Source organism: Citrobacter sp. CK181, assembly GCF_030333595.1.
GTDB lineage: Bacteria > Pseudomonadota > Gammaproteobacteria > Enterobacterales > Enterobacteriaceae > Citrobacter_B > Citrobacter_B koseri.
The window spans coordinates 76513-88292 of sequence record NZ_JAOWFN010000016.1 but is presented as its reverse complement, the minus strand read 5'-3'; the positions used below and the strand labels follow the sequence as shown (position 1 = coordinate 88292).

The 11780-nt window shown below is 54.7% G+C and carries 13 protein-coding genes; 9 read left to right on the top strand and 4 right to left on the bottom strand.

Features of this window, described 5'->3' with window-relative positions; translation table 11 throughout:
* Nucleotides 1-145: 145 nt before the first annotated feature.
* Nucleotides 146-991, top strand: a complete 846-nt coding sequence (locus OGW17_RS20830) for a helix-turn-helix domain-containing protein (protein ID WP_071258052.1) — start codon at nt 146-148, stop codon at nt 989-991.
* On the opposite strand, the gene arsC is transcribed toward OGW17_RS20830, so the two are convergent.
* Both arsC and bepA read right to left on the bottom strand, forming a co-directional pair.
* Entirely contained in the window at nt 988-1347 is a 360-nt protein-coding gene (gene arsC / locus OGW17_RS20825) for an arsenate reductase (glutaredoxin) (protein ID WP_012131294.1), read from the bottom strand. The two genes, OGW17_RS20830 and arsC, sit on opposite strands and share 4 nt — an antisense overlap.
* 72 nt (nt 1348-1419) lie before the next feature.
* On the bottom strand, nt 1420-2883 hold the full coding sequence (bepA, locus tag OGW17_RS20820; protein WP_024130125.1) for a beta-barrel assembly-enhancing protease: 1464 nt from the start codon (nt 2881-2883) through the stop codon (nt 1420-1422).
* Between the two features lie 225 nt (nt 2884-3108).
* Here bepA and OGW17_RS20815 point away from each other — a divergent pair, with 225 nt between their 5' ends.
* The 4 genes from OGW17_RS20815 to iadA all read left to right on the top strand — a co-directional run bounded on the left by OGW17_RS20815 (nt 3109) and on the right by iadA (nt 6643).
* Nucleotides 3109-4170 carry an AI-2E family transporter gene (locus OGW17_RS20815; protein ID WP_012131296.1) on the top strand — a complete coding sequence of 354 codons (1062 nt, stop codon included), beginning with the start codon at nt 3109-3111 and terminating at the stop codon, nt 4168-4170.
* Nucleotides 4171-4345: 175 nt separating this feature from the next.
* Complete coding sequence (locus OGW17_RS20810; RefSeq protein WP_024130126.1) at nt 4346-5005, top strand: nucleoside recognition domain-containing protein; 660 nt, start codon at nt 4346-4348, stop codon at nt 5003-5005.
* Nucleotide 5006: 1 nt separating this feature from the next.
* Nucleotides 5007-5468, top strand: a complete 462-nt coding sequence (locus OGW17_RS20805; protein ID WP_047462074.1) for a YjiG family protein — start codon at nt 5007-5009, stop codon at nt 5466-5468.
* Between the two features lie 11 nt (nt 5469-5479).
* Nucleotides 5480-6643 (top strand): beta-aspartyl-peptidase, encoded by a 1164-nt coding sequence (gene iadA, locus OGW17_RS20800; RefSeq protein WP_071258051.1) that lies wholly within the window; start codon nt 5480-5482, stop codon nt 6641-6643.
* Between the two features lie 115 nt (nt 6644-6758).
* On the opposite strand, the gene bcp is transcribed toward iadA, so the two are convergent.
* Both bcp and OGW17_RS20790 read right to left on the bottom strand, forming a co-directional pair.
* Nucleotides 6759-7229, bottom strand: coding sequence for a thioredoxin-dependent thiol peroxidase (gene bcp / locus OGW17_RS20795; protein ID WP_012131300.1), 471 nt, complete (start codon nt 7227-7229; stop codon nt 6759-6761).
* Entirely contained in the window at nt 7229-7801 is a 573-nt protein-coding gene (locus OGW17_RS20790) for a glycine cleavage system transcriptional repressor (protein WP_024130128.1), read from the bottom strand. The genes bcp and OGW17_RS20790 overlap by 1 nt, the downstream gene beginning before the upstream one ends.
* Nucleotides 7802-7946: 145 nt before the next feature.
* Here OGW17_RS20790 and dapA point away from each other — a divergent pair, with 145 nt between their 5' ends.
* The 4 genes from dapA to ypfJ all read left to right on the top strand — a co-directional run bounded on the left by dapA (nt 7947) and on the right by ypfJ (nt 11773).
* A complete protein-coding gene (gene dapA / locus OGW17_RS20785) occupies nt 7947-8825 on the top strand; it encodes a 4-hydroxy-tetrahydrodipicolinate synthase (protein WP_012131302.1) in 879 nt (292 codons plus the stop codon).
* A gap of 16 nt (nt 8826-8841) precedes the next feature.
* Nucleotides 8842-9876: an outer membrane protein assembly factor BamC gene (bamC, locus tag OGW17_RS20780; RefSeq protein WP_012131303.1), complete on the top strand. Its 1035-nt coding sequence runs from the start codon at nt 8842-8844 to the stop codon at nt 9874-9876.
* 189 nt (nt 9877-10065) lie between these two features.
* A complete protein-coding gene (gene purC, locus OGW17_RS20775) occupies nt 10066-10779 on the top strand; it encodes a phosphoribosylaminoimidazolesuccinocarboxamide synthase (protein ID WP_012131304.1) in 714 nt (237 codons plus the stop codon).
* A gap of 130 nt (nt 10780-10909) precedes the next feature.
* Complete coding sequence (gene ypfJ / locus OGW17_RS20770; protein WP_071258049.1) at nt 10910-11773, top strand: KPN_02809 family neutral zinc metallopeptidase; 864 nt, start codon at nt 10910-10912, stop codon at nt 11771-11773.
* Nucleotides 11774-11780: the final 7 nt, after the last annotated feature.

The window sequence follows — 11780 nt, the reverse complement described above, 5'->3', positions numbered from 1 at the left end:
AAGATTAACTCACGTTGTGTGTGCTATGCATGAGGATTATCTGCGAAGGCGTGTGAACGAAAGGTGAAATAGCTCACAATGTGATCGCGATTAGCATATAAATCTCATAAGATTAATTATCTAAAAATCGACAGGGATTCTTGCGATGGAAATAAAATTGCACGCCAATGCCACTACCACACCGCGTATTCGTCGCTATCTTCAGCAGTCTGAAAAAAGCGATAGAGAGCTTGCCGCCGAGCTTGGGATTTCTGTTACGACAGTAAGGCGATGGCGACATCGTGATCGGGTTAGTGATGGGCAAACTACGCCGAAGACGATATACAAAGCGATGAGACAAGAGCAGGTTGTTTTGGTGAACGCCTTGCGCGACGCAACAGGTGCGCCGCTGGATGACCTCTTATTGTTGGTGAACGAGGTGCTGGGCATTGTTGTGTCGCGCGCGACGTTGAATCGTTATCTTAAACCGGCGACACCTCAGCGACAGCGGGCGTCGTTACAAGGGAAAAAAGCGTTAAAATCCGGGATGCTGCCGAATCATCTGGCGCTGTATCACCTTCCACTCTCGTTGCATATGGACGACGGTGGCGAACATCATTTGTTCTGGGCGCGCGAGCCGATGAGCGGCTGGTGCTTTGCCCGACTGTATGCGGGTATTTCACCGCAGCGGGTCGTGGTCTGGCTGGATGAATTGCTGGAAACCTGCCCGGCTGATATACAATCTATTGAGACAAATATTTCTGATCGCATATGCCCGCAGCTAAAAACGCACCTGGCGACGCGCGGCATGTCATGCCAAATAACCGGTACGATGCCCGGTTGGGTGCCGGTGACGGTACCGCTAAATGAGATTGTTCCCCGGCTAAATAGTGAATCTGCCAGCGAGTTGCTTATCCGCTTATGTGAATGCTACAACCGTGGTAAGACACAGAAAAAACTGGGGGATTGTACGCCGCAGGACTTTCTGGAAGCGCTGCGGCGCATGGATTAGCTCACGATTTCCAACACCTGCTCCGGCGGGCGGCCAATACGCGCCTGACCGTTGGCGACGACAATCGGTCGCTCCATCAGTTTCGGGTTTTCCACCATCGCCTGAATCAGCGCCTCTTCGCTCAGATGGCTGTCGGCCAGATTGAGTGACTTGTAGAGATCTTCTTTCTGGCGCATCAGTTCGCGTGCGCTGGACATCCCTAACATACGCAGCAGTTCACGCAGCGTCGCCGCGTCGGCAGGTGTTTCCAGGTAAAGCACCACTTCCGGTTCAACGCCGTTGGATTTCAGCAGGCTCAGCGTGTCGCGACTCTTTGAACAACGCGGGTTGTGGTAGATTTTTACTGCATCAGACATGATTTCTCCTTTCGCGCGAACTGTAGGCCGGATAAAACGCGATAGCGTCGCCACCCGGCAACAGAACGAATACTACATTTTGGTGTATGGCTTAAAGCGTTCCTGCAACTGGCGCAGCTGGTCGATACGGGCATCGTAACGCGCCTGTTGCTGGCTGCCCAGCTTGACCTGAGAACTTGCGCTGCTGAGCATAGAGATCGCCTGATCCAGTCGCCCGGCCAGCGCATAGCCTTCGGCGCGCGCCGCCAGCTCCTGATCGCGGTTATTGAGCGCCGCTTCAGCCTGCGCCAGGAGATCCCAGCCGTTGCCGTCGTCTTTATTGTTGAAAGTGTAGCGATTGAGGATGGTCGTGGCTTCTCGGGCTTGCCCGCCCTGTAAATAAGCATTCGCCAGGTTTAGCTGCAATACCGGGTTTGCGCGCAGATCGCGGGCATTTTTCAGACGGTTAATCGCTTCGCTGGTTTTCTTCTGCCCCAGATCGATATCGGTCGCCAGGTCGAGATACCACGCGTTATTCGGTTCAGCCGTCAGCAACGGTTGCAGCGCTTTGCGAGCTTCGTCGTACTTGCTGGCTTCCATCGCCTGTAGCGCCCGGCCATATTGCGCCGCACGCTGTTGGCGCACGTTTCCTTTTTCCCATGCGTCGAGCAGGTCGCTGGTAAGCTGATTACGGCCAGAATTGTACATCCCCAGCGTACGCGCCTTCGCCAGATAAAAATCTTCAGACGATTCCACTACCACCGGGCGCATCTGGTTTGCACGGTTGCGGGCATCCGCCAGACGGCTTTCCGGCAAGGGGTGCGTCAGCAAAATTTCGGGAGGACGCGTGGAGTAGCGCGCCTGGTCGAGCAGTTTTTCCAGGAACGTCGGCATCGCTTGCGGATCGAACCCTGAACGTTGCAGCACCTGAATACCGATTCGGTCTGCTTCCTGTTCGTTTTGTTGAGTGAAGCTGATCATCCCCTGACGCGTTCCCGCCAGCGTACCGGTCAGCGCCGCCATACCGGCCTGTGGGCTGGCCATCGCCAGAAGAATAGAGCCTAAGGCGCCGACCCAGGTCAGCGGAGCGCTGCGCTTTTGATCTTCCATCGCGCGCGCCAGATGGCGTTGGGTTACGTGGGAGATTTCGTGCGCCATCACCGAGGCTAACTGACTTTCGTTGTCGGAATAGCGAAAGAGCGCGGAATGCAGCACAACGTTGCCGCCGAAAAAGGCGAAGGCGTTAATTTCGTCGTTGTTAATCAAAAAGAAATGGAACGGGGTTTTCACGGAGTCCGCATGAGAGACTAAACGCATCCCCAGCGCGTTGATGTACTGACTCAACAGCGGATCGTTGATCAACGGCGCGCTGCCGCGCAACTGGCGAACGTAATAGTCGCCCATTTGCATTTCCTGACCGATAGAAAGCGTGCTTCCTGCTGAGGTCCCCATATCCGGTAGCGTGTCTGCGGAATCTGCAAACGCGGGGGCTACCTGACCGATAGTCAGCGCAGCGATGAGGGTAGCAACCAGGTTTTTCTTCAACAGCCTGAACATAGACCTCTGTCCTGTTTTCTTTAATATAGCCATTTGACCGATGCCGCGACGTATCGTTCCGCCACGCCAGCACAGGGAGTGTAACTGCGAAACCCGGTGGTGAATACCCCGCTCAAATGACTTTTCAGTTTCCTGAATCAGCAACAAAAAGCGAAGTCTTTTTTGTGACATTTAGATACAATTCGGGATCGCAATCCCGCTATTGAGGTTCAGGGAACGGTTTCTATGCTTGAGATGTTGATGCAGTGGTATCGCCGTCGTTTTAGCGACCCGGAGGCGATCGCCTTGCTGGTTATCCTGGTTGCCGGTTTTGGCATCCTTTTCTTTTTCAGTGGGCTTCTGGCGCCGTTGCTGGTGGCTATTGTCCTCGCTTACCTGCTGGAGTGGCCTACGGTTCGTCTGGAGGCGATTGGCTGCTCCCGGCGTTGGGCCACCTCAATCGTACTGATTGTGTTTGTCGGCATTTTACTGCTGATGGCGTTTGTCGTGATGCCGGTGGCCTGGCAGCAGGGGATCTATTTGATTCGCGATATGCCGGGCATGCTCAATAAGCTCTCTGATTATGCCGCCACGCTACCCCGTCGTTACCCGGCGCTGATGGATGCCGGGATCATTGATGCGATGGCGGAAAACATGCGCACCCGGATGCTGACGTTAGGCGATTCGGTCGTGAAATACTCCCTGGCCTCTCTGGTCGGGTTGCTGACGCTGGCGGTGTATCTGGTGCTGGTGCCGCTGATGGTCTTCTTCCTGATCAAAGATAAAGAGCAGATGCTGAATGCCGTGCGCCGGGTGCTGCCGCGCAATCGCGGGCTGGCCGGGCAGGTCTGGATGGAGATGAACCAGCAGATCACCAACTATATTCGCGGCAAAGTGCTGGAGATGGTGGTGGTTGGCGTAGCGACCTGGCTTGGCTTCCTGCTCTTTGGTCTCAATTACTCGCTGCTGCTGGCGGTTCTGGTTGGATTCTCGGTATTAATCCCCTACATCGGCGCGTTCGTGGTGACCATTCCGGTGATTGGCGTGGCGTTATTCCAGTTTGGCCTCGGAACGGAGTTCTGGAGCTGCTTCGCCGTGTATCTGATCATTCAGGCGCTGGATGGAAACCTGCTGGTGCCGGTACTGTTTTCAGAAGCCGTCAACCTGCACCCGCTGGTGATTATTCTGTCGGTGGTGATTTTCGGCGGCCTGTGGGGCTTCTGGGGCGTGTTCTTCGCCATCCCGCTGGCGACGTTAATTAAAGCCGTGGTACATGCCTGGCCGGACGGACAGGTCAGCGACGGTTAAGCACGATTATCACTCTGCCCGGTGGCGCAACGTCATCGGGCGTTCCACGTTTTATCCGCTTTCTCCTTTCCTGAACGTTTTCCGAATGTGCTGTCCCGCCCTCCTTTTTTGCTTTCAACTTACCGGTATAGATGGTTTTTTAATCTCACAAGGACAAGACCAACCGGAGAAAAAAATGGGTCATCAGATGCACACGCAGCAAAAAGTGGGGTGGGGCGGTTATCTCGCCTTTTTTATTACCATTATCCTTTTTTCAGGCATGTTCGCGAAAAGTACGGAATGGTGGCGAGTGTTTGATTTTACCGTGCTCAATGGCGCGTTTGGCCTGGTTAACGCGGCAGGCGACACGGCGGTTTCATTTCGCGGCACTGGCGGTACCGGGGCGAGAGACGGCTTTTTATTCGCACTGGAGCTGGCGCCATCGGTTATTTTATCGCTCGGCATTATTTCCGTGACGGAAGGGCTGGGCGGACTGCGCGCCGCACAGCAGTTGATGACGCCGATACTCAGGCCGATTCTGGGCATCCCCGGCATTTGCTCTCTGGCGCTTATCGCCAATTTACAAAATACGGATGCCGCCGCCGGGATGACCAAAGAGCTGGCGGAAGAGGGGGTGATTACCGAACAGGAACGGGCAATTTTCGCCTGCTGGCAGACAAGCGGCAGCGCGATTCTGACGAACTACTTCTCATCAGGCGCCGCGCTATTTGCCACGATAACCGTACCGGTTATTACGCCGCTGGCGGTCATTTTAGTCTTCAAATTTATCGGTGCGAACCTGTTGCGGGTGTGGATCGCGCAGCTTGAACATCGTCGTATGAAACAGGAGGCCTGAAATGAGCGCACAGGTACGTAAAAACGTCATGGATCTGTTTATCGACGGCGCGCGGCGCGGTTTTACCATCGCCACCACCAGCCTGTTGCCCAACGTCGTCATGGCCTTTGTCATTATTCAGGCGCTGAAGGTGACGGGGTTGCTGGATATCGTCGGGCGAGTGTGTGAACCGGTAATGGCGCTATGGGGTTTGCCGGGAGAATCGGCGACCGTTCTGCTGGCTGCGGTGATGAGTATGGGCGGCGGCGTGGGCGTCTGCGCCAGTCTGGTGGTTACTGGCGCGCTGTCCGGTCACGATGCCACTGTGCTGTTACCCGCCATTTACCTGATGGGCAACCCGGTTCAGAATGTAGGGCGCTGCCTGGGAACGGCGGGCGTTCATCCGCGTTATTACCCGCATATTATTGCGGTGTGCGTGATTAATGCCCTGGTCTCTATTTGGGTAATGCAGGCTATTGTTTAAAAAGGACTATCATGGACTGTTCCATTCTTAATCTGACGCTTTTTCAGCGCGGACACGTATATGCCCCGGACGATCTGGGCCAGCAGGACATTCTGGTTGCCAACGGCAAAATTGTCGCTATTGCGCCGACTATCGCTGCGGAAGACTTCCCCGGTTGCCAGCAGGTCGATCTCCACGGTGATATCGTCTGCCCGGGATTTATCGATCAGCATGTTCATCTCATCGGCGGTGGCGGCGAAGCCGGGCCGCATACCCGTACGCCAGAGGTGCGGCTGTCACGGTTGCTTGAAGCTGGTATTACCTCCGTTGTCGGGCTGCTGGGAACGGACGGCATCACCCGTCATCCTGAATCTCTGCTGGCGAAAACGCGTGCGCTGGAATATGAAGGAATCAGCGCATGGATGTTAACGGGGGCGTATTCTCTGCCTTCGCCAACCATCACCGGGAGCGTCGATCGCGATGTGGCGTTGATTGATAAAGTGATTGGCGTGAAATGCGCCGTCTCCGATCATCGTTCTTCTGCGCCGAATTCCGCCGCGCTGGCGACAATGGCGGCGCAGTCCCGCGTGGGGGGATTATTGGGCCAGAAGCCGGGAATCAGCGTCTTTCATATGGGCGACAGCCCACACATGCTGGAACCGCTGTACGATATTCTCGCCAACGCCGATGTCCCTATCACGAAACTGCTGCCGACGCATGTTAACCGTGCCGAACCGCTGTTCCAGGCGGCGCTGGAGTACGCGCTTGATGGCGGCTACATCGATATTACCAGCAGCATTGATGAACCGATCGATCCGGCGACGGCCATCGTGACAGCCTTGCGCCATGAGGTTCCGCTGTCGCGCATTACCCTGAGTTCTGATGGCAACGGCAGCCAGCCGGAATTTGATGAGCATGGGAATTTGACGGGCATTGGCGTGGCGGGTTTTGAGTCGCTGATCGGCACGCTGCGTCAGTTAGTTACGCAGCATAAACTGCCGCTGGAGCAGGCGCTGCGTCCGCTTACCCGCACCGTTGCGGAATTTCTCGGCTTTGAGCATAAAGGACGTCTGGCGGCAGGCTGTGACGCCGACATTCTGGTGCTGAATCAGGCGCTGGAAGTCAGCTATCTGTGGGCGAAAGGCAAAGCGGTGGTGAAAGACGGTAAAGCGTGCGTGAAAGGAACGTTTGAATAAACGACACGTATGCCGGATGGCGGCGTAAACGCCTTATCCGGCCTACGGGGTTGTGCGAATCAGGCCTGATAAGACGCGTTAGCGTCTTATCAGGCTTTATCCGGCAAAACGCAAATCAGGCGTTTTCTTTCAGCCAGTTCAGCACTACATCGTGGTGGTTACTGGTTTTAAAGTCGTCAAATACGTGTTCGATCTTGCCGTCAGCGTCGATCAGGAAGCTGATGCGATGGATGCCGTCGTAGGTTTTCCCCATAAAGGATTTTTCCCCCCAGACGCCGAATTGCTCGCAGACCTGATGATCCTCATCGGACAGGAGCGTAAAGTTAAGCAGCTCTTTTTCGGCGAAACGAGACAGTTTTTCAGGTTTATCGGTGCTGATCCCCAACACGTCTACGCCTGCTTTTTTCAGATCGTCCATGTTATCGCGTAAACCACAGGCCTGTACGGTACAGCCGGGCGTCATGGCTTTAGGGTAGAAATACACCAGTACGCGCTGTCCCTGGAAGTCGGTCAAATTTACTTGTTCTCCGTCTTGATCCGGCAAGCTAAATTTCGGTGCGATGTCACCGGCTTTCAGTGGATTCATTACTTAACTCCATCCTGTTCATCATGTTGTGAGTAATTAACAACGTTAATACTGCCTTGCGCATTGAGTTCTGTACATAGTGCTTTAAAGGCATGCTCAATATTTACGGCATCATGGGATGCCGGACTGTGCGCGGTGATTTGAACAAACAGCTGTGCAGCCTTTTCATTTTCAGCAGGTTGCGTGCGGGAGACCAGCTCAGCGATGTTCATCTGATGGCTGTCGAAAAGCGCGGTAAAACGTTCAATTAAATGCGGAGAATCTTCCACCTCGACTTGTACCCATACCGTTGCGGGCATGGCCGGACGGGGGCGAGCGGTGGTGCGCTTCATCACAATCAATAAATCCAGCTCTGCGCCTTTCAACGGCAAGGTTGATTCAATCAGGGTGATGGCGTTCCAGGAACCAGACAGCAGCATGATAAACGTGAATTCATCGCCCAGCATGGCCAGTCGGCTGTCTTCGATATTGCAGCCGCAACTGCTGACATGGCGGGTGATAGTATTCACAATTCCCGGGCGATCGGCACCCAGCGCAGTGATAACCAGGTAATGTTGTGATGACGATGTCAAACCGGTTCTTCCTTTGAGAGGTGAGGTAATCATAAGGAAAGCATAAAAAAAACCTGCATACAATAATCAGAAGGGCTATGGTCTCTTGCTTTTATTGTCGTACCAAACGTACCATTGAGAAACTTGTTTGCACAGAGGATGGCCCATGTTCACGGGAAGTATTGTCGCGCTTGTTACACCGATGGATGAAAAAGGTAATGTCTGCCGGTCAAGCCTGAAAAAACTGATTGATTATCATGTCGCCAGCGGTACCTCGGCGATTGTTTCTGTTGGCACCACCGGCGAATCCGCCACGCTGAGCCATGACGAGCATGGCGATGTGGTCATGATGACGCTGGAGCTGGCGGACGGGCGTATTCCGGTTATCGCCGGAACGGGCGCGAACGCGACGGCGGAGGCCATTAGCCTGACGCAGCGTTTCAACGACAGCGGCGTTGTCGGTTGCCTGACAGTGACGCCTTACTACAACCGCCCGACTCAGGAAGGTCTGTTCCAGCATTTCAAAGCCATCGCTGAACATACTGACCTGCCGCAAATTCTGTATAATGTGCCGTCCCGTACAGGCTGCGATATGCTGCCGGAAACCGTCGGCCGTCTGGCGAAAGTAAAAAATATTGTCGCAATCAAAGAGGCGACAGGGAACTTAAGTCGGGTTCACCAGATCAAAGAGCTGGTTTCAGACGATTTTATTCTGCTCAGCGGTGATGATGCGACCGGGTTGGACTTCATACAGCTCGGCGGTCATGGCGTGATTTCCGTTACCGCGAACGTTGCGGCGCGTGATATGGCGGAAATGTGCAAACTGGCGGCGGAAGGTCGTTTTGCCGACGCGCGGGTGATTAATCAGCGTCTGATGCCGTTACATAACAAACTATTTGTCGAACCCAATCCGATCCCGGTGAAATGGGCATGTAAGGAGTTGGGACTTGTGGCGACCGATACGCTGCGCTTGCCGATGACGCCGATCACCGATACGGGTCGTGAGATTGTCAAAGCGGCGCTCAAGCATGCCGGTTTGCTGTAAAGTTTAGGGAGATTTGATGGCTTACTCAGTACAAAAGTCGCGCCTGGCCAGGGTTGCGGGTGTTTCGCTCATTATGCTGCTCGCGGCCTGTAGCTCTGACTCGCGCTACAAGCGCCAGGTGAGCGGTGATGAATCCTATCTGGAAGCCGCGCCGCTTGCTGAACTTCATGCGCCAGCAGGGATGATTCTGCCGGTAACGACGGGCGACTATAACATTCCGGTGACCAACGGCAGCGGCGCTGTCGGCAAAGCGCTGGACATTCGTCCGCCTGCTCAGCCGTTAGCGCTGGTGACCGGCGCGCGTACCCAGTTTACGGGCGATACCGCAACCTTGCTGGTGGAAAATGGTCGCAATACCAACCTGTGGCCGCAGGTTGTCAGCGTGATTCAGTCCAAAAACTACACGATTGAAAAACGTGATGACGCCAGCCAGACCCTGACGACCGATTGGGTTGAATGGAACCGTCTGGATGAAGACCAGCAGTACCGTGGACGTTATCAAATCTCGGTGAAACCGCAGGGTTATCAGCAGGCTGTAACGGTGAAACTGGTGAATCTGGAACAGGCTGGCAAGCCTGCCGCAGATGCCGCTTCGCTACAGCGTTATAGCGCTGAGATGATGAACGTAATCTCGGCGGGTCTGGATAAAACCGCCACCGACGCTGCGAACGCCGCGCAAAACCGTTCTGCCGCCACGATGGATGTGCAGAGCGCCGCAGATGACACCGGTTTGCCAATGCTGGTCGTCCGTGGGCCGTTCAACGTGGTGTGGCAGCGTCTGCCAGCCGCGCTTGAAAAAGTGGGCATGAAAGTGACCGACAGCACGCGTTCTCAGGGCAGCCTGGCAGTGACCTACAAACCGCTGTCTGACAGCGGCTGGCAGGATCTGGGCGCAACCGATCCGGGTCTGTCGTCTGGCGACTATAAATTGCAGGTGGGCGATTTAGACAACCGCAGTAGCCTACAGTTTATCGATCCGAAGGGGCATACCCTGACGCAGAGCCAGAACGACGCGCTGGTTGCCGTCTTCCAGGCAGCGTTCAGCAAGTAAAAATTGAGGGGCTGGAGCAATCCAGCCCTTTTTTCTGATATGATACGCAAACGTGTGCGTCAGCAGAAAAACGCAATTTTTACCGTAATTTCGCCCCCAGGCTGTAGGTCGGATAAGGCAACGCCGCCATCCGGCAAAGTGTGGCAGAAAATGAATTTTTATCGTTAATTCACACCAGGAGTAATAAAGATGCAAAAGCAAGCTGAGTTGTATCGTGGTAAAGCGAAGACCGTATACAGCACGGAAAACCCGGACCTGTTGGTGCTCGAATTCCGCAATGATACGTCAGCAGGGGATGGCGCGCGCATTGAACAGTTTGATCGCAAAGGGATGGTGAACAACAAGTTTAACCATTTCATCATGACCAAACTGGCAGAAGCGGGCATCCCGACCCAGATGGAGCAGCTGCTGTCCGATACCGAGTGTCTGGTGAAAAAGCTGGATATGGTGCCGGTCGAGTGCGTGGTGCGTAACCGTGCGGCTGGTTCTCTGGTCAAGCGTCTGGGCATTGAAGAAGGCATCGAACTGAACCCGCCGCTGTTCGACCTGTTCCTGAAAAACGATGCGATGCACGATCCGATGGTCAACGATTCTTACTGCGAAACCTTCGGCTGGGTGAGCAAAGAGAATCTGGCGCGCATGAAAGAGCTGACCTACAAAGCCAACGACGTGCTGAAAAAGCTGTTTGACGATGCCGGTCTGATCCTGGTCGATTTCAAACTGGAGTTTGGTCTGTACAAAGGCGAAGTAGTGCTGGGCGATGAATTTTCCCCGGACGGCAGCCGCCTGTGGGACAAAGAGACGCTGGATAAAATGGACAAAGACCGTTTCCGCCAGAGTCTGGGCGGCCTGATCGAAGCCTATGAAACCGTCGCACGTCGCCTGGGCGTGCAGTTAGATTAATTCTTCCCCCGTCAGCATCAACCGGAGAGTCAACGCTCTCCGGTTTTTCTCTACCACCATTATTCTAATGGTAATCTTGCGCTGAACCGCCTACGATCATCATCATAATGAATAGTATGTTGAGGTGATTATGCGCTGGCAAGGGCGTCGTGAAAGTGACAATGTAGAAGACAGACGCAATAGCTCCGGCGGCCCGTCAATGGGCGGGCCGGGTTTTCGTTTGCCCAGCGGCAAAGGCGGAATTATTCTGCTGATTGTCGTGCTGGTGGCGGGCTATTACGGGGTGGATCTTACCGGTTTAATGACCGGGCAGCCGATTTCTCAGCAGGAAACGACGCGTTCGATCAGTCCAAATGACGACGAGGCCGCGAAGTTTACCTCCGTCATTCTGGCGACCACAGAAGATACCTGGAGCCAGCAGTTTGAGAAAATGGGGCGCACATATCAGCAGCCTAAGCTGGTGATGTACCGTGGCGCGACGCGCACAGGATGCGGTGCGGGCCAGTCCGTGATGGGGCCGTTCTATTGCCCGGCGGATGGCACGGTCTACATCGATCTTTCCTTCTACGATGACATGAAAAACAAACTGGGCGCGGATGGCGATTTTGCCCAGGGTTACGTTATCGCCCACGAAGTGGGGCACCATGTGCAAAAACTGTTGGGCATCGAACCGAAGGTCCGTCAGCTGCAACAGACCGCATCGCAAGCGGAAGTGAACCGACTCTCCGTACGTATGGAGCTACAGGCGGATTGCTTCGCGGGCGTCTGGGGGCACAACATGCAGCAACAGGGCGTGCTGGAATCCGGCGATCTGGAAGAAGCGTTGAATGCGGCGCAGGCGATTGGCGACGATCGTCTGCAACAACAAAGTCAGGGACGCGTGGTGCCGGACAGCTTCACTCACGGCACTTCCGAGCAGCGCTATACCTGGTTTAAACGCGGTTTTGATAGCGGCGATCCGGCACAATGTAATACCTTCGGCAAAGGTTTTTAACATACCG